Genomic DNA, 18,140 nt, shown 5'->3' with positions numbered 1-18,140 from the left:
TGCGGCAGGACGGTCCGGGGTGGGGCCACGGGCCCCGTGGCCCCACCCCGGACTTCTTCACGGGCCGCGCACCCGCTCCCGGCCGACGCCTGACGGCGGGAGTCCGTCACCGTGCCGAGGGCGCCGTTCCGCCGTCGTGGAGCGCCGCCGTCACCCGGAACACGGCGTCCTGGGGCGCGCGGACCGCCAGCGTCGTTCCGGCCGTGGACCCGCGGACGGAACCCTCCAGCTCCAGGCGCTTCACGGCGCGGCTCCCCGCGGCGAGCACGTACCAGGCGCCGGCGGGCGACCTCCAGTGGGTACCGGCGACGACGTGCTGGCCGAACCGGCTGCACAGCGCGCTGTTGCGGCGGTCGGCCACCACCTCGGCCCGTGCGGAGGGGGAGACGGCGGGCGGCACGAACTGCACGAGGACCCGGCCCGGGCCGCGCCAGGTGTCCGCCCGGGTGCACACCCAGTCCGCGGTGGCACGGGTGCCGGGCAGCGGCTGTACCGCGAAGTGCCAGTTGTTGACCGCCCGGACCCCCGATCGCCGCAGGTCCCGCAGTGAACACGCCGTGCGGGCCCAGCCCACCAGGGCGTCGGCACCCGTCGCCTCGCGTGGCTGGCGGGCCGGTGCGCCGGAGCCGGGCGCCGGTGTCTGGGTGAGGTGCACCGGTGCGAGGTCGCCGAGATCCGTGACGAGGAACGCGTGCTTCTCCACGATCTTCTCCGACGACCGCAGCTGCATCGCGGGCCAGCTCCCGCATCCGCCGCCCTCCGCCGGACGGGGCACCGCAGCGGTGACACCGTCACCGTCCACGTCGAGCGGCCGTGCGGGGGAATCGGGTGCGAGCAGGTCCCTCGTCGCCGACTCCGCGACCCAGGGCGCCAGGAGATATCTGGCCGACGCCGCGGTCCGGCTGACGGCGAGCGCCGCCGCGGTGGTGACGTCCGCGCCGTCGGCCCGTGCGAAGTCCAGGGCGGGGGCGCTCCTTCCCGACAAGGTCTCGGTGTACCGGACGACGCGTACCCCGCCGTCGTGGAACAGCACCACGGCCCTTCCGTCCAGGTCGCCCGCGAACAGCAGTTGAGGGGGCTGGGCAGGGGCCACGACCGCGGTGCCGGGAGTGCGGGTGACGGTGACGTCCGGCCGGGGAGCGGCCCAGGTGTCCAGCGCCCGCCGCAGGAGCTCACGGTCGTCGAGCCGGCCGCCCCGTGACGGCCAGGCGCTGAAGTCCACGCGTGAGGTGTCCGCCCACTGCTCCGCGGACGTCCGCACCAGCGCCGTGGGATCGAGGGCCCCGCCCGGTACCGCCACACTCCGGGCGGCGGCGCGTGACGCGACGTCGTCGGAGTCCGCGCCGGCCGTGAGGGCCAGTCCGCCGGCCACGGTGAGGAGCGCCAGCGTGGCCGCCCCCGCCCGTACCCGGTGCCGGCGGCGCAGCAGATCGCCGGGGCGCGTCTGCACCGTGCAGGGATCGAACTCGCCCGACCCCAGCATGCGCCGGACCCGTTCGTGGTCGCTCCCGGCCACCCTGGCCGCGGCCCGCACGGCGTCGTCCGGATCCCGCACGCCGGCGTCGGCGAGCAGCGCCTGCGCGGCCTCGGGGGACAGCGACTCCAGCAGACGCAGACCCAACGCCGCCCGGACCGGTGCCCGGACGTCGGCCAGGGCCCGGTCCAGGGCGAATTCGTCCATGCCGCCGGCACGCGGGAAGAGCCTGAGGCCTCGTACGACCGGCATCGAGGGGAGCAGTGCCGCCGGTGCGGGCACCCTCCCCGGCCACCAGCGGGGCCTGTGCCCGTACGCCAGCGCGGAGCGCACGACCCGCAGTCTGACCGCGGCGTACGCGGGTGTGCGGGTGCTGTCGTTCGTGCCGCCCCCGGAGCGCGGAGCGGGGATGCCCTCCGTGCCCGGTCCCGGCGCGGGGCGGGCCCTGCCGTGCAGGGCGCGCTGTACCGCGGTGTGGGCCGCGAGCACCCTGCGGTGCCGGCCCAGGCTCGGCGGAAGGGCGAGGTAGGCCAGGCGCACGAGGCGCGGATAGTGCTCGACGAGTGCCGCCTCGGCCTCCTTCACACCGAGGCGCGCGCCGGGGCCGAGGGGGCGGAGCGGCGGGGGATGGAGCGGCATGTGCTGGTGCCTTCCGGGCCGTGGGCGGAGAACCTTCACCCCGGCAAACGAGCCAATCGTGTGACGGTCACATCGGACGTGTCACCCGCACCGCTCGTCGTCGTGGCCCCGCTCCGTCCGGAGCGGGGCGCCTGCTACTCAGGAGGCCCCTCCGGCCCTTCGTCACCCGAGCTCAGCTCCTCCGCGCGCAGCGCCAGGTCCTGCAGCACGTCGGACGAACTCACGTCCTGCTGACCGGAGTCGTGGATCTGCGCGAGCGCGATGAAGGCCAGTGTGAACGCTCCGACCAGCTGTTCGACGGCGCCGCCGACCTCGCGTCCCACCAGGGCGGCCATCTCCTCGACGGTGGCGTCGGAGGGGATGGCGATGTGCGGCATCGTCTCGTTGAGCAGGGTCGTCACCATGTTCCCGCCCACGTCCGGGTCGACGCCCTCGCTGTCACCCTCGGCGTGCCGCTGCATCTCGCCGGCCTCCGTGAGGATGCCGATCACTCGCTTGAGGACTTCGCTCTGCTCCATACGGTGAGCATAAGCGCCGGGCCCGCCCCGCTTGATCGCCCTCCTGCGGTGCGCCGGGCGGCGGACGCTCCCCGGCACGGCGGCCGGTGCCGCCGTGCCGGGGAGCGCTCCGGGGCCGTCACCCGGGACCTCCGGCACGGCTCCCTCGATCCGGTACGCGGCGGTGGCCACCCCCAGGTGAAGTTCCGGGGGAGAGCGCCGAGATCGTTCACCGGCCGCCTTTCCGTAGCGGTCACTTGACGGCTCCCGCGGTGAGCCCGGCGACGAGATAGCGCTGCAGCAGCAGGAATCCCGCCACGACGGGCACGCTGACGACGAGCGAGGCGGCCATGGCCTGGTTCCAGTACACGTCGTTCTGGGTGGCGTAGCCCTGGAGGCCCACGGCGAGGGTGCGGGTGGCGTCGTTCGTCATCACGGAGGCGAACAGCACCTCGCCCCAGGCCGTCATGAAGGCGTACACGGAGACGGCCACGATTCCCGGCACGGCGGCCGGGACGACCACCCGGAACAGCGCGCGCAGCGGGCCGCAGCCGTCCACCATGGCGGCCTCGTCCAGGTCCCTCGGGATGGAGTCGAAATAGCCGATCAGCATCCAGATGGAGAAGGGCAGCGAGAACGTCAGATACGTGAGGATCAGTCCGCCGCGGGAGCCGTAGAGGGCGACCCCCGTGCTGTTGCCGATGTTGACGAAGATCAGGAACAGCGGAAGGAGGAAGAGGATCCCGGGGAACATCTGCGTGGAGAGGACCGTGACGGTGAAGACGCGCTTGCCGCGGAAGCCGTAGCGGCTCACGGCGTAGGCCGCGAACACCGCGATCACCACCGAGCACACCGTCGCCGCCCCCGCCACGATCAGGGAGTTCACGAAATACCTGGCGAGCGGGACGGTGTCCCAGATGTCGACGTACGGCTGGACCGTGAGGCCGCGGGGGATCCACCGGAACTTCCCCGACACGTCCTGGAGCGGTTTGAGGGAGCTGCTGATCATCACGTAGACCGGCAGCAGGACGAAGCCCGCGAGGAGAGTCAGGACCACGCGCCGGGTCCACAGGAAGGACCGTGGTGCGGCCATCGGGGACCGGCCGGCTCGGCGGCCGTCGCGGCTAGGCATGGGAGCCCTTCCTTCCTCGGGACGTGAGGAACAGGTAGACGGCGGTCACGACGAGGAGGAACAGCAGCAGGAGCACGGACATCGCCGAACCGGTGCCGAAGTTCCAGGTGACGAAGGACGACTGGTAGATGTGGATCGAGATGAGGTCCGCGCCCGCGGGAGCCGCCTTGCCGAACAGCACGTACGGCGTGTTGAAGTCGTTGAACGTCCACAGGAACAGGACCAGCACGAGGACCTGGTTGACGGGCCGCAGGGAGGGCATCGTGATCCTGCGGATCTGCTGCCAGACGCCCGCGCCGTCGATGGCGGCGGCCTCGTACAGCTCGCGCGGGATGTTCTGCAGCGCGGCCATCAGCATGAGGAAGGCGAACGGCCAGCCCTTCCAGACCGAGACGACGATGAGCGCGTAGATGCTGTTGTCGCCGATCAGCCAGAAGGACGGCTGGTCCGTGATGCCCAGTTGGTCGTGCAGGACGTGGTTCACCAGCCCGTTGTCCCGCTGGAACATGAAGGCCCAGGTGATGACGGCGGCGTAGACCGGCAGGGCGTACGGGACGAGGAAGAGCGTGCGCAGGAAGCCCCTGCCGCGGAAGCTCTCCTGCAGCATGATCGCCGCTGTGACGCCGAACAGCCATGCCAGGCCGACGGCGAAGAACGTGAAGACGCAGGTGACGAAGAAGGAGTGGAGCAGGGCCTCACCGATCGGCGCGTCGAAGTCGACGGCGATCTCGTAGTTCTCCAGGCCCGTCCAGGGGGCGGCACCCCAGTTGCCGATGAAGAACTGTGTGAGCTGACGGAAGCTCATCACGATGCCGACGACCATCGGGATCAGGTGGATGAGGAGTTCGAGCAGGACGGCGGGGAGGAGCAGGAGATAGGGCAGTCCGCCGCGGCGGATCCGGTCGGGGATGCGCGGTATCCCGCGGCGCGCACCCCCGCTGCCCCGGGTCGTACCCCTGGCCTGCTTGCCGGTCCCGGGGTCCGTGGTCACGGTGGCGGTCATGGACGGAGCCTCAACTCTGCATCGTCTGCTGGGCCTTTTCGAGGCGCGCCTTGACCGATTCGGTGGTGACGGGGCTGCCGGCCGCGGCGTCCGCGAACAGTTCCTTCACCGCGGTTCCCACCGCGGTCTCGAACTGCGACTCGTTCGGCACCTGGGGGAGCGGAGCGGCACTGGTGGCGAGGGTGTCGCGCAGGACCTTCAGCTCGGGCGCCGCGAACGCGGGATCCGACTGCGCGGCCTTGACGGGCGGGATCGAGCCGTAGGTCTTGCAGAGGATCTTCTGCTCGGCGTCGCTCGTCATGAACTTCACGAACTTCTTCGCACCGTCGATGTTCCTGGTGTTCCTGAACACCGCCATGTTGATCCCGGCCACCATGGAGTTGGTCTGCTTGCCCGCGCCCGGCGCGCCGGCGGGCACGGGGACGGGGGCGACGCCCCAGTCCTCCGGCTCCATGCCCTGGGCGGCGAACGTGGTGGCGGCGGCCTGCCACAGGACCATCGCGGTCCGGCCCTTGGCGAAGTCCGTCAGGGACTGGTTCCGGGCGTACTCGGCGTTGCCCGGAGCGATGATCCTGTCCTTGGCCATGAAGTCGACGTACTGCTTCACGGCGGCGACGGCTCCGTCCGAGGTGAAGTCCGCCTTGCCCTGCTCGTCGAAGAAGTCAGCGCCGTGCTGCTGCCCCAGGACGAACGTCTGGTGGATGTTGTTGGAGAGGTTGGAACCCTCGGCGCCCAGGGCCCACTTGCCGTCCTTGGACAGCTTCCTGCCGTCCTCGACGAGCTGGTCCCAGGTGGCGGGCGGGGCGGTGATGCCCGCGTCGGCGAACATCTTCTTGTTGTAGTAGAGGGCGTACGAGAGCGAGTAGAGGGGCACCGCGGCGGGCGGCTCGCCCTCCTTGCCCGCGGAGGCCACCGCCGAGTCGATGAAGCGGTCCCGGCCGCCGATCGCCTCGAAGTTCTCGTCGTCCCAGGGGAGCAGCGCCCCCGTGGACTGGAGCGAGGCCGACCAGGTGTTGCCGATGTTCAGCACGTCCGGGCCCTGACCCGAGGTGGTGGCTGCGAGGATCCGGTTCAGCAGATCGGCCCAGGGGACGACCTCCAGCTTCACCTTGATCCCGGTCTCCTTCTCGAACTTCTTCAGCTCGGGGGTGAGGATCTTCTTGTCGGCCTCGATGCTCGGGCCCTGGTTGGACGCCCAGTAGGTCAGCGTCTTCGGGGACTCGTTGCTCCCGCCGTCCGACGACGTACCGCCGCCGCAGGCGGTGACACCGGCGACGACGGACACGGCGAGGGTGATCGCTGCTGCGGCTCTGAGGTGGCGCATGAAAGGTGGCCCCTTTCCGGGGAGGGCGCGGTTCGGGATCCGAACGCCCCTTCCGTTCTTAATTTAAGATGTGATTTAAGAGGTGAAGAAAGTGCGCGTCAAGAGCCGGGGCCGGGGTATGTTGCCGGGACGAAGGGAGCAACATGGCTGAGCGCAGCAGGCGGACCGTGCGTGACCTGCGGAGGGGCAATCGGGCGCGGGTATTGCAACGGTTGTATTTCGACGGCCCGCTGAGCCGTCAGGAGCTGGGGCCCGCCACCGGGCTGAGTTCGGGATCCATCAGCAACGTGGTCGCCGAGCTGGCCTCGGAGGGGCTCCTGGAGGAGGCCGGCGTCGTCGACTCCGACGGAGGGCGCCCCCGCACCCTGCTGCGGATCGCCCCGGGCGGCGGGCTGTTCGTGGGCATCGACATCGGCGAGACCCGGGTCCGGGTCGAGCTGTTCGACCTCTCCCTGACGGAGCTCGCGCGCACCGACCGGCTGCTGGCCCAGCACGGGTACGACGTCGAGCGCATCGTCGGTCATGTCCGCTCGGGGGTCTCCGACGTCCTGCGCGACGCGGGCGCCGACCCGCGCATGCTGCTCGGCATCGGGATCGGGGTGCCCGGCATCATCGAACGCGACGCGCCGGAGGCCGTCGGCGGCCCGGGTGCGGTCGTGCACGGTCAGACCATCGGATGGAGCGCCGTTCCCTTCGAACGGCTGCTCCGGGAGGCGGTGCAGATCCCGCCGGAGGTGCCGTTCTTCATCGACAACGGTGCGAAGACGCTGGGACAGGCCGAGATGTGGTTCGGCGGCGGCCGCGGCGCCGGAGCGGCGGCCGTCGCCCTGATCGGTTCCGGTGTGGGGGCGAGTGTGAGCCGGGGGGACATCCTCGACGAGGACCTCTCGAACGCGGCCCTGGAGTGGGGGCACACCACGGTCCAGCTGCGGGGCCGCCGGTGCCGCTGCGGTTCCATAGGGTGCCTGGAGGCGTACGCCGGCGCGGAGGCGATGCGGGAACGCTGGCACGAGGCCGGGGGCCCGTTGCCTCCGGACGCCGACGACGAGACCGCCCTCGCCGCACTGCTCGCGGCGGCGTATCCGGGGCCCGGGGGCGCCGCACCGGACCCGGTGGCCGTCGCGATCCTGGACGAGACGGCGGAGTGCCTGGGAGCGGCCCTGGCCGATCTGGTCAACCTCTTCCTGCCCGAACGCATCCTGCTCGGCGGCTGGGCCGGCCTGCTGATCGGCCCGCACCTGCTCCCGCAGATCCGCCGGTACGCCCAGGAGTACGCCCTCGAGCACGCGGTCGCCCGTACCACCATCGGCCTGGGGCATCTGGGCCCTGACGCGGTGACGGTGGGCGCCGCGACCCTGCCGCTGTCCGACTTCCTGGCGCGCGGCGGCACACGGCCCGCGCCGACGGTGCGGCCGGGCGCCGGGGTGGCGTCGGCCCGTGCGGCGGCACCGGTGCGGGGCCGCTCCGCAGCAGGCTGAGGGGGCGGGTCCCGAACGTCCTCCGCCCCCGTGCTTCGTGCGTGGGAGGGGCCCGGCGGCCGGTCTCCCGGCCTACGCGGAATCCCGGACGATCAGCACCGGTTCGAAGACGACCGACGTCACCGGCCGGTCCGGTGCGGCGAGCCGGTCCAGCAGGAGTCCGGTCATCTCCGCCGCCATGTCCTCCACCGGCTGTCGCACCGTGGTGAGCGGCGGCCGGCAGGCCGACGCGGCACTGCTGTCGTCGAAGCCGATCACGGCCACGTCCTCCGGCACCCGCCTGCCGTGCTCCCGCAGCACGTGGCAGGCTCCGGTCGCCATCAGATCGTTCGCTGCGAACACCCCGTCCAGACCCGGGTGTTCGGCGAGCAGCCGTTCCATGGCGATCTCCCCGCTCTCCTGTGTGAACCCCCCCTCGACGACGGGCGGCTCGGATGCCCCCTGCTGCGCCAAGGCCTCCTGGAAACCCGCCAGCCGCTCCTGCCCGGCGGCCACGTCCAGCGGTCCCGCGATGGTGGCGATCCGCCGGCAGCCGCGTGCCAGCAGGTGCTCCGCGGCCAGCCGGGCGCCGTCCCGGTGCGCGAGGTCGACGTAACTGATCCCGACCGGCCGGGCCGGGCGCGCGTACAGCACGGCGGCCAGGCCCGCCTCCGTGACCAGCCGCGGCAGCGGATCCTCCGCGTGCGTCGACACGATCAGCGCCCCGTCCGCGCTGCCCTGCCGCAGATACTCCACCACCTCCTCGCGTGCCCGCGACGTCTCGGCGAACATCAGCACCGGGTGCATCCCGCGCGGCCGCAGGGAGTCGACCACCCCGGTGACGACCCGGCCGAAGAACGGGTCCGCGAAGACCTGGGCGGTGAAGGATCCCCGCCCCGCGGCCCCCTCGTCGTCCGGCTCGGCTCCCGCGCCCGACACCACCAGGGCGACGGCGTCCGTGCGCCGGGTGACCAGGGAGCGGGCCGCGCGGTTGGGCGCGTAGCCGGTGACGGAGACCGCTCGTCGCACGGCTTCCTGGATCGCGGGGTCGACGTTGCGTACCCCGTTGACGACGCGGGAGACCGTGGCGCGCGAGACGCCGGCCGTCCGTGCCACGTCCTCCAGGGTGGGGGCCGTGCCCGCCGGTCGCAGAGCATCCGTCATGAGCGCATTTATAGCATCGGACGGACGCCGGGATAGAGCGCTCTCCTGCTCGCCCCGCCGTCGCCTTCCGCGGCCGTCCGTACGGTTCGCGCGCCGGGGCGCACGCTCGGCAGGCGCAGACTGTTACTTGTCATCACCCGCTGTGTGCCCATAAGTTGACGGCTTGTGACGTGTCCTACAGCCAGTGGGGGAGCCTGAAGATGGCCGCGACCGGACGGCACCGCAGATACCAGCCCAGCCGGATCAACCGTGCCTCGCTCACGGTGACGGCGGGAGGCGCGGGCATCGCGCTCCCGCTCCTCACCGCGGCCTCGGCGGGGGCCGCCACGACCGATGTGTGGGAGAAGGTCGCCGCCTGCGAATCGACCGGGAACTGGCACATCAACACGGGCAACGGCTATTACGGAGGCCTGCAGTTCACCCGGTCCACCTGGGCCGCCTACGGGGGCACGGCCTACGCCGCCCGGGCGGATCTCGCGACCAAGGACCAGCAGATAGCCGTGGCCGAGAAGGTTCTCGAAGGGCAGGGCCCGGGAGCCTGGCCGACGTGCTCCGTGAGGGCCGGACTGGAGCAGGGCGACGACGCCCCCGGCCTGGCCCCGCAGTCGAAGCGTCAGGTGGCCGTCGACGGGGGGAAGGACAAGGCCCCGGAGTCCGGGCCCGCGGCGAGGACCGCCCGTGACGGCGCGACGGTGAAGGCGTCACCCACCGCCGTGCCCGGCGCACGTGAGTCGTACACCGTCGCGCGCGGCGACTCGCTCTCCGGGATCGCGTCCGCCGAGCGGGTGCGGGGCGGCTGGCAGCGGCTGTACGCGGCCAACCGCACCGTGGTGGGGAGCGACCCCGATCTCATCATCCCGGGACAGCGGCTGAGCCTCGACGGCGCCGGAACGCCGTCGACCGCGGCGGACCGGAAGGCCACCCCCAGGAGTACCGCCCCCGAAGCCGCGGGGAAGAAGGCGCCGAAGGCCGCAGAAAGGGCCCGGCCCGCCACCCCCAAGCCCGCTCCCGAGGCGACGGAGAAGACGAGGCGCGCCGCCGAAAAGAAGGCGTCCAAGCCGCGGTCCGGCTTCACCGCACCCGTGTCGGCCGGCACCGGGACCCCGTACCACCAGGCCGGTTCATGGTCCAGCGGCTACCACACGGGCGTCGACTTCCCGGTGCCCACCGGCACCTCGGTCAAGGCCGTCGCGTCCGGCAAGGTGGTCTCGGCAGGCTGGGCCGGCGCCTACGGCTACGAGGTCGTCGTGCGCCACGACGACGGCAGGTACAGCCAGTACGCGCACCTCTCCTCGCTGCACGTGCGCGCGGGGCAGCAGGTCGGCACCGGCCAGCGGATCGCACGCTCCGGATCCACCGGCAACAGCACCGGTCCGCACCTTCACTTCGAGATCCGTACCGGCCCTGGCTACGGCTCCGACATCGACCCCCTGGCCTACCTCAGGGCAGGCGGCGTCAGCGTCTGAACGTTCCCCGCCCGGCCCTCTAAGTCACCCCGGCGGGCCGGGCCGGAGGCGGCCTGCCGACCGTCGAACTCGACCCGCCCGCCGCCGTGGTCCAACGGCAGGGTCAACGGGAGGGAGAGTGCCGTCGGAGCCGGGAACGGGTCCGGCAGCACCGCCGCCCCCTGGGGAACCACCGGCTTCGCCGGCTCGGGCAGCACCACCGCCCGAGACCCGTCGGCGTCCCCGGCAGGCGCGTCGACGTGTTCCTCCGTCCTCCGTCCCCCGGACCCCGTTCCCCTCTGCGCGTTCCGCTCGGCCCCCACGCGCTCCGTGGTCAGCAGCACCAGCCCCGCCGCCGCCAGCGCGCCGCAGCCGAGGGCGATCAGGGTGCCCGTCGTCCCGAAGCGGAACCGCTCGCCGAACATGGTCAGACCCACGGCCGCCGCGACGACCGGGTTGACCACCGTGACCGTCGCGAGCGGAGCCGTCAGCCCGGCGCCCCGGTACGCGGCCTGCGAGAGCAGCAGCCCCGCGGCGGCGAGCCCCGCGATCACCAGGAGGGTCGGCAGCCCGGAGGTCACCGAGCCGGAGGTCCACTCCACCGCCACCGTCTTCGTGAACACCGACGCCATGCCGAAGGCGATACCGGCGCCGGTGGCCAGCACCACGCTGCGCAGCATCGGCCGGTGGAACCCCTTGGCGAGGACCAGCAGGACCAGCACGGCACCGGCCGTCCCGGTCGCGAGCGCGAACTGCTCCGGGCCGGCCAGCGTGTGGGAGCCCGTGCTCCCCGTGAGAGCGAGCAGCCCGGCCAGCCCGACGGTGGCCATCACCGCGCCACGCCACGCCGTGCGCCCGGCCCGGCGGTGGACGAAGAGCGCGGCCATCGGCAGGGCGAAGACGATCGTCAGAGCTCCGAGGGGCTGTACGAGGCTGAGAGGCCCGTACGCCAGCGCCACCACGTGCAGCACCGCCCCCACGCCGTTGAGCGCCACCGCGACCCACCAGGCTCCGTTGCGCAGCGGAGCGTACGGGCGGCTGTCGCCGGCCGCGGCCACTCGCTCCTGGACGATCGCGCCCGCCGCGTAGGCGACGGCGGAGACCAGGGAGAGCAGCACGGAAAACGCGAGGGAACTCATGTACACCACGATGTCCCGTCGGAGCCGCCGAGTCGTCGTCCCTGAGGCGGCGATTCGGCGTACTGCTCCAGTAGTACGTCGATCACTCCGGGGTCCTCCTCTCGACGGTAGTCCTCCTGGCCCGAGGGCTCAGAAGTTCGCCGGGGGAGGTCGCACGCTGCCACCGGTCGACCGCGCCAGGTGTCCGGAAGGGCTCGCTACGGGCGGGTGCCGCCGGATCGGAGGAGAGACGTGGGGGACGTTGCTCAGGTGCTGAGCATGAACTCGGCGCGGATGCGCTTGCCGACCGGCACCCGCTCCGCCGTGAGCCGGTCGCAGAGAGCGACGACGATCTCCATGCCGTGGCCGCCGAGGCGCGCAGGGTCAGGGGAGTAGAGCACGGGGAGTGCCGTGCTGCTGTCGTACACGGTGACGCTGATGCGGCGCGCGTCGCCTTCGAGCTCCAGCAGGTACGGGCCGTGGCTGTAACGGTCCGCGTTGGTGACCAGCTCGCTCACCGCCAGCATCAGATCGCTGCGGGTGTTCTCGCCGAGCTCCGCGAGCCACTCGGCCACCAGCCGGGCGAGGAAGCGGTCGGCGAGCGCGCGGGCCTGCGCGATGCATCCGGGCTCGCCGTCGAACACCTCGGCAGCGAGCAGTACCTCCGTGGACGGGGGCACCTGTACGGGGCCGTCCGGCCGTGAGATGGCCTGTTCGTTCATGTGCTCCAGCCAGGGCGCCGCAGGGGAGGTCAAGGACCTCTTCTCGCCGTTCGTCTACCCGTGTCGAGAGATCCCACTCCGGGGGATCCTTTCAGATCTTACGCACGCCGGGGCAGCCGGACCACGCTGACGAAGAAGTCGTCGATCTGGCGCACCGCGCCGATGAACTGTTCCAGGTCCACCGGCTTGGTGACATAGGCGTTGGCGTGCAGTTTGTAGCTCCGCAGGATGTCCTCCTCGGCCGAGGACGTGGTGAGGACGACCACCGGGATCAAGGCCAGCTCGGGGTCGGTCTTGATCCGCTCGAGCACCTGCCGGCCGTCGTACCTCGGCAGGTTCAGGTCGAGGAGCACCAGGTCCGGGCGCGGAGCCTCGGTGTACTCACCCTGGCGGTAGAGGAAGTCGAGTGCCTCCTGCCCGTCACGCACCACGTGGAGGGTGTTGCGGATCTTGTTGTCCTCGAAGGCCTCACGGGTCATCAGCTCGTCGCCGGGGTCGTCCTCGACCAGCAGGACCTCGATGGGCTTGACGGCGTCGTTCACGGGGTGTCTCCCGACCGGGGGGTGAGCGCGGCGGGGGCGAGCAGCTCCGCCGTGGTGTGTGTGGGCGCCTCAGGAAGGACAGGCAGGGTGAAGTGAATCAGTGTGCCCTCCGGAGGCTTCGGGTCCAGCCAGATCCGGCCACCGTGGAACTCGATGATCTTGCGGCAGAGGGACAGTCCGATTCCGGTTCCCTCGTACTCGTCGCGGGCGTGCAGGCGCTGGAAGATGATGAACACCTTGTCGGCGAATTCCGGAGCGATCCCGATACCGTTGTCGGCGACCGTCAGATGCCAGACGTCGCCCTCCCGGACACACCCGACGGTGATCCGGCACGGCACGTCGGGCCTGCGGAACTTGACCGCGTTCCCGACGAGGTTCTGCCACACCATGGTGAGGGACGTCGAATCGCCCAGCAATTCCGGCAGCGGCTGCTCACGGACGACGACGACTCCGGACTCCTCGACGGCGAGGGTGAGGTTGGTCAGGGCCCGGTCCAGGGACGCGTCGAGATCCACGGGCTTCCAGCTCTGCTGGACCCGTCCCACCCGGGAGAAGGTCAGCAGGTCGTTGATGAGCACCTGCATCCGCTTGGCGCCGTCGACCGCGAAGTCGATGTACTGCCTGCCCCGGTCGTCCAGTTCCGCGCTGTACCGCTTCTCCAGCAGCTGGCAGAAGGAGGCGACCTTCCGGAGCGGTTCCTGGAGGTCGTGCGACGCCACGTAGGCGAACTGCTCCAGCTCGGAGTTGGACCGGCGCAGCTCCGTGGTCTGCTCGGCCAGCAGCGTCTCGCGCTCCTGGGACTCGGCGAGCTCGGCCACCAGACGGCTGCGCATGGCTTCGGCCGCCTCGGACACCGCCCGGACGTCCGACGGGCCCCGGACGTCGATCTTCTCGGTGAAGGCGCCCGCCCGCACCCTGTCCGAAGCGGCGGTCAGGGCGCCGAGGGGCCGGCCCACCACGCGGTGCAGCAGAAGGCTCAGCGACACCACGGCCAGCACGAAGCCGACCACCAGGGCGACGAGCACCCAGTCGCGCGTGGTGCGCGTGTCGCCCAGTTCCGCGCGTGCGGTGTCACGCGCGTCGTCCAGGTGGCTCTGCTGGGCGTTGTACAGCGCCCGCAGGGAGTCGAAGTCCGCCTTGCTCCGCATGATCGGGGCGGAGGTGGCCGCGGTGGGCCCGTTCTCCCGCACGGCGGCGATCAGCGGCTCGGCCCGCAGGGTCCGCCACTGCTGCGCGGCCCGCTCGATCCGTTCCACGTCCCCGGCGTACGGCTGCTCGTCACCGGTCAGCGAGCGCAGCCGGGCCAGCCGCTCCCGCTCGGCGCGCATGCCCTCCTCGTAGGGCTCCAGGAACGTGGTGTCACCGGTGAGCGCGTAACCCCGCACCCCGGTCTCCTGGTCGAGGAGCGAGTTCTGCAGCTGGAACGACGCGGAGCGGGCGGGCTGGATGTGGTCCACGAGCTCGGTGGTGCGGTCGGAGATACGTGAGAGGACGAGCCCGCCCACCACGAGGCAGCCGCAGACCACCACGACGAAGCCGGCCAGGATCAGATGGACCCAGTTCTGCACCGACAGTCCGGCTATCGGCCGCCCGGACGCGGGTTCCTCGGTGCTCATGCGTTCGCCTTCCAGCCCAGATGAAGTACGGCGACGTCGTCGGCCAGACCGCCGTACGGTGAAGCGCTCTCGGTGGCCTCGGCGACCAGCGCGTCGACGAACGCGCGGGGCTCCAGAGCGCCGTACCTGCCGGCCATGGCGAGCAGGCCGTCCTCGCCCAGCCGGGAAGTGGGCCCCGTGCGCCCCTCGAACAGGCCGTCGGTGAACAGGACGAGCTCGCTGCCGGGGGAGAGCTCCAGCTCCGTGATCGTCCACCGGCCGGCCCCGGGCAGCAGTCCGAGGGCCATCCCGGCCTCGGGCTCCACCCACCCGACGTCCTTGCCGCGTCTCAGCAGCAGTCCGGGGTGCCCGGCCCGGGCGACGAACACCCGGTCCCTGTCCGGAGGGAAGACGAGCGTCGTGACGGTGGCGAAGACATGGGGATCGGACCGCTCGGCGACGAGTATCTTCTCCAGCAGCCCGATCTTCTCGCGCTGCGAGACACCGGTGAGTACGGCCGTGCGCCACGCGACCCGGAGACAGACCCCCAGGGCCGCCTCCGCGGCCCCGTGCCCCGACACGTCACCGATCACCGCGTGGACGGCGCCGTCCGAGGTCTGCACCACGTCGTAGAAGTCGCCGCTCAGGAGCCCGTGCGCGCGTCCTGCCTCGTAGCGCGCGGCCACCAGGAAGCTGTTGTCCAGCAGCAGCGGGATCGGCAGCAGGGCCCGCTCCAGGCGGGCGTTCTCCTGGGCGATCAGCTGACCGGCGCGCATGGCCGCCGCCGACCGCTCGGCGTGCTTGCGCTGGAGGGCGTACCGGACCGCGCGGCCCAGCACCTCGGGGTCGATCCGCCCCTTGACCAGGTAGTCCTGGGCGCCCTGCGCCACCGCGGACAGCCCGGTCTGGGACTCGTCGAGACCCGTCAGGACGATGACGGCCGCGTCAGGGGCCGACTCGACGAGCTGGCGGACGGCGTCGAGGCCGTGGACATCGGGGAGATGCAGATCCAGCAGGACGCAGACCGGGGTGCGGCAGCCGAGCAGGAACCGCCGGGCCTCCGCCATCGTCTTGCACCACGTGAGCGGGGCGTCGAGCTCGCTGTCGGAGAGCATCTCCTCGACCAGCAGTGCGTCCCCCGCGTCGTCCTCGACGAGGAGCAGGGTCGCGTCGACGTCCCAGACGGACGCGTCGACGTCCGGCAGCCCCTGCTGTTCGGGAATCACGCCGGGCCGTACACGCGCAGAGGTGCCCAACGGTGACTCGCTCACTCTCCACTCCCTCGTCCGGACGGCACAGGAAAACCCACGGCCGTATCGGCAGGAAGCATATGTGACGGAGGCCCGGCACTGGGCCGGGCCTCCGTCGTTCCGATCGTGGGCCGAGGGATCAGGCCTCGACGCTCATTCCCGCGCGCAGCCGCTGCACGATCCGGCTGAGCAGACGCGACACGTGCATCTGGGAGACGCCCAGCTCAGCACCGATCTGCGCCTGCGTCATCTCCTGGCCGAAGCGCATGCGGACGATCTTGCGCTCGCGGTCGTCCAGCTGCCGCAGCAGCGGGGCCAGCGTGTGCAGGTTCTCGACGCTCTCCATCCCGGGGTCGTCCTCGCCCAGCAGATCGGCGTAGGCGCGCTGTTCACTGCCCGAATCGCTGTCGGCGTTCGGGGTGTCCAGGGATCCCGCGGAGTAGCCGTTGGCGGCGACGAGACCCTCGATGATCTCCTCCTCCGGAAGATCGAGGTGCGCGGCGAGCTCCGCGACCGTCGGGTCGCGGTCGAGCTTCGTCGACAGCTGCTCCTTGGCCTTGGCCAGCTCGACCCGCAGCTCCTGCAGGCGTCGCGGCACGTGCACGGACCAGGTCGTGTCACGGAAGAACCGCTTGATCTCGCCGACGATGTACGGCACCGCGAAGGTGGCGAACTCGACCTCGCGCGACAGGTCGAAGCGGTCGATGGCCTTGATCAGGCCGATCGTGCCCACCTGGATGATGTCCTCGGTGTCGTCACCGCCCCGGTTGCGGAACCGCGAGGCGGCGAAGCGCACCAGGGAGAGATTCATCTCGATCAGGGTGTTGCGCGCGTACTGGTACTCGTGGGTCCCCTCCTCGAGGACCTGGAGCTTGTCGAAGAAGATCTTCGACATGGCCCGGGCGTCCTGGGGAGCCACCTTGCCGGCGTCCTCGATCCACGGAAGCGCGGCGGTGTCGGCAACCGTGCCCGCCTCGTGGTGCCGCGTCGCCGCCGCGCCGATCGCCTCGGTGGTTCGCACTGACGTCGTCATGGTGTCGCCCTCCCTGGACTCCGCTTGAGTGACGGGCGCATGCCCCGACATCCGGAAGTAATGCCTGCCGATGCGGAAAATCTTTCAGGAGACACGCGATTGGACCGGACGGAGGCGGTGATCATGACGTTCCGTGCGCGATCGGGTACTCCTGGTGGTGCCCCGGGGTGAGGGTGTGACTCCCGCCTCGTTCGGGGCACCCGTGTGTTCCGAAGCGGAGGAGGGGCCATGAGCGACACCGGTACGGCGGGCGGGCGTACGGTCACGACCAGGATCCCGGCACGGCTGGACCGGCTGCCCTGGTCGCGCTGGCACTGGATGATCGTGATCGGCCTGGGCACGGTCTGGATCCTCGACGGACTCGAGGTCACGGTCGTCGGCAACATCGCCAGCCGGCTCTCCGAGGACGGCAGCGGACTCGCGATCACCGACGCGCAGGTCACCGGTATCGCCGCCGCGCTGTACGTGGCGGGAGCCTGCTCCGGCGCACTGGTCTTCGGCTGGCTCACCGACCGCTTCGGGCGCAAGAAGCTCTTCCTGATCACCCTCGCGGTCTATCTCGCCGCGACCGCGCTCACCGCGATCTCCTTCTCCGCGTGGTGGTTCTTCCTCTTCCGCTTCCTGACGGGCTTCGGGATCGGCGGGGAGTACGCGGCGATCAACTCGGCCATCGACGAGCTCATCCCCAGCAAGTACCGGGGCCGCGTCGACCTGATCATCAACGGGAGCTTCTGGCTGGGCGCCGTCGCCGGTTCCCTGCTCTCGGTCCTCGCGCTGAACACCGACATCTTCCCCAAGGACATCGGCTGGCGGCTGACCTTCGCCCTGGGCGTCGTCCTCGGACTCGTCATCCTGCTGGTGCGCCGGCACGTGCCGGAGAGCCCTCGCTGGATGTTCATCCACGGACACGACGAAGCGGCGGAGAAGCTCGTCGACGGGGTGGAGCGCGAAGTGGAGGCGGAGACCGGGAGCACCCTGCCTCCCGCCGAGCCCGCCATCACCGTGCGGCAGCGCACGAGTGTCGGGTTCGGGCTGATCGCCCGGACCGTCTTCCGCTCCTATCCGAAACGGGCCGTCCTCGGGATCGCCCTCTTCATCGGCCAGGCGTTCCTCTACAACGCCATCACCTTCGGCTTCGGCTCGATCCTGGTGACGTTCTTCGACGTCTCCAGCGGCTACTACTTCGCCGTCATCGCGTTCTGCAACTTCCTCGGGCCGCTTTTCCTGGGCCGCCTCTTCGACACGGTCGGGCGCAAACCGATGATCGCCGGGACGTACATCCTGTCCGGCCTTCTCCTCTTCGGCACCGCCTGGCTGTTCGGCGTCGGCTCGCTGACCGCCGTCACCATGACCGGGTGCTGGTGCCTGGTCCTCTTCGTCGCCTCCGCGGGCGCCAGCTCCGCCTACCTGACGGTCAGCGAGATCTTCCCGATGGAGACCCGGGCGATGGCGATCGCGTTCTTCTACGCCGTCGGAACCGCGGCGGGCGGCATCACCGGTCCGCTGGTCTTCGCGAGCCTGACGTCGAGCGGGGTGGTCGGTGACACCGTCCTGGCGTTCTGCATCGGAGCGGGCCTCATGGTGGCCGCGGGCCTCGTCGCCGTCTTCTTCGCGGTGGCGGCCGAGCAGAAGTCGCTGGAGGACATCGCGACCCCCCTCTCGGTCAGCGGAAGCGGGGAATGACGGCCGAAAGGAGCAACGCCCGACTCGTGGCAGACTTGACCGGGGCGTTCGGCCCGTGCGCG

The 18,140-nt window shown here is 71.2% G+C and carries 15 protein-coding genes; 3 read left to right on the top strand and 12 right to left on the bottom strand.

Translation table 11 applies throughout. The features are described from left to right. Positions 1-106: 106 nt before the first annotated feature. From IA22_RS0121715 to IA22_RS0121695, 5 genes are all read right to left on the bottom strand, one after another. Positions 107-2,113, bottom strand: coding sequence for a hypothetical protein (locus tag IA22_RS0121715; protein ID WP_030124557.1), 2,007 nt, complete (start codon positions 2,111-2,113; stop codon positions 107-109). Between the two features lie 134 nt (positions 2,114-2,247). Then, positions 2,248-2,631, bottom strand: coding sequence for a hypothetical protein (locus tag IA22_RS0121710; RefSeq protein ID WP_030124556.1), 384 nt, complete (start codon positions 2,629-2,631; stop codon positions 2,248-2,250). Positions 2,632-2,863: 232 nt separating this feature from the next. Continuing rightward, positions 2,864-3,742: a carbohydrate ABC transporter permease gene (locus tag IA22_RS0121705; protein ID WP_081889871.1), complete on the bottom strand. Its 879-nt coding sequence runs from the start codon at positions 3,740-3,742 to the stop codon at positions 2,864-2,866. Next, the gene (locus IA22_RS0121700) at positions 3,735-4,745 is read right to left on the bottom strand and encodes a carbohydrate ABC transporter permease (protein WP_030124554.1); all 1,011 of its coding nucleotides are present in this window, start codon (positions 4,743-4,745) and stop codon (positions 3,735-3,737) included. Before IA22_RS0121700 ends, IA22_RS0121705 begins: the two co-directional genes overlap by 8 nt. 10 nt (positions 4,746-4,755) lie before the next feature. Beyond that, positions 4,756-6,069, bottom strand: coding sequence for an ABC transporter substrate-binding protein (locus IA22_RS0121695; protein ID WP_030124553.1), 1,314 nt, complete (start codon positions 6,067-6,069; stop codon positions 4,756-4,758). Positions 6,070-6,212: 143 nt separating this feature from the next. Here IA22_RS0121695 and IA22_RS0121690 point away from each other — a divergent pair, with 143 nt between their 5' ends. Beyond that, positions 6,213-7,547: an ROK family transcriptional regulator gene (locus IA22_RS0121690; RefSeq protein WP_078468444.1), complete on the top strand. Its 1,335-nt coding sequence runs from the start codon at positions 6,213-6,215 to the stop codon at positions 7,545-7,547. 72 nt (positions 7,548-7,619) lie between these two features. Here the strand turns inward: IA22_RS0121690 and IA22_RS0121685 are convergent, their stop codons facing one another. After that, complete coding sequence (locus IA22_RS0121685) at positions 7,620-8,690, bottom strand: LacI family DNA-binding transcriptional regulator (RefSeq protein WP_030124551.1); 1,071 nt, start codon at positions 8,688-8,690, stop codon at positions 7,620-7,622. Between the two features lie 200 nt (positions 8,691-8,890). Between IA22_RS0121685 and IA22_RS0121680 the strand changes: the two genes are divergently transcribed. After that, positions 8,891-10,156, top strand: coding sequence for a transglycosylase family protein (locus IA22_RS0121680; protein WP_030124550.1), 1,266 nt, complete (start codon positions 8,891-8,893; stop codon positions 10,154-10,156). On the opposite strand, the gene IA22_RS0121675 is transcribed toward IA22_RS0121680, so the two are convergent. From IA22_RS0121675 to IA22_RS0121650, 6 genes are all read right to left on the bottom strand, one after another. Further along, positions 10,126-11,274 carry a DMT family transporter gene (locus IA22_RS0121675; RefSeq protein WP_209443743.1) on the bottom strand — a complete coding sequence of 383 codons (1,149 nt, stop codon included), beginning with the start codon at positions 11,272-11,274 and terminating at the stop codon, positions 10,126-10,128. The two genes, IA22_RS0121680 and IA22_RS0121675, sit on opposite strands and share 31 nt — an antisense overlap. A gap of 245 nt (positions 11,275-11,519) precedes the next feature. After that, the gene (locus tag IA22_RS0121670) at positions 11,520-11,975 is read right to left on the bottom strand and encodes an ATP-binding protein (protein ID WP_030124548.1); all 456 of its coding nucleotides are present in this window, start codon (positions 11,973-11,975) and stop codon (positions 11,520-11,522) included. A 98-nt stretch (positions 11,976-12,073) separates the two neighbouring features. Beyond that, positions 12,074-12,517 (bottom strand): response regulator, encoded by a 444-nt coding sequence (locus IA22_RS0121665; protein WP_014152591.1) that lies wholly within the window; start codon positions 12,515-12,517, stop codon positions 12,074-12,076. Then, complete coding sequence (locus IA22_RS0121660; RefSeq protein ID WP_030124547.1) at positions 12,514-14,133, bottom strand: sensor histidine kinase; 1,620 nt, start codon at positions 14,131-14,133, stop codon at positions 12,514-12,516. Before IA22_RS0121660 ends, IA22_RS0121665 begins: the two co-directional genes overlap by 4 nt. After that, on the bottom strand, positions 14,130-15,383 hold the full coding sequence (locus tag IA22_RS0121655; RefSeq protein ID WP_014152589.1) for a PP2C family protein-serine/threonine phosphatase: 1,254 nt from the start codon (positions 15,381-15,383) through the stop codon (positions 14,130-14,132). Before IA22_RS0121655 ends, IA22_RS0121660 begins: the two co-directional genes overlap by 4 nt. Positions 15,384-15,501: 118 nt before the next feature. After that, a complete protein-coding gene (locus IA22_RS0121650) occupies positions 15,502-16,395 on the bottom strand; it encodes an RNA polymerase sigma factor SigF (RefSeq protein ID WP_014152588.1) in 894 nt (297 codons plus the stop codon). A gap of 228 nt (positions 16,396-16,623) precedes the next feature. Between IA22_RS0121650 and IA22_RS0121645 the strand changes: the two genes are divergently transcribed. Next, on the top strand, positions 16,624-18,078 hold the full coding sequence (locus IA22_RS0121645) for an MFS transporter (protein WP_030124545.1): 1,455 nt from the start codon (positions 16,624-16,626) through the stop codon (positions 18,076-18,078). Positions 18,079-18,140 lie beyond the last annotated feature (62 nt).

The sequence above is a fragment of the Kitasatospora papulosa genome, assembly GCF_000717245.1.
In the GTDB taxonomy this organism is placed as follows: Bacteria; Actinomycetota; Actinomycetes; order Streptomycetales; family Streptomycetaceae; genus Streptomyces; species Streptomyces papulosus.
The sequence above is the reverse complement of the archived record's forward strand: the minus strand, read 5'-3'. Positions and strand labels throughout refer to the sequence as shown.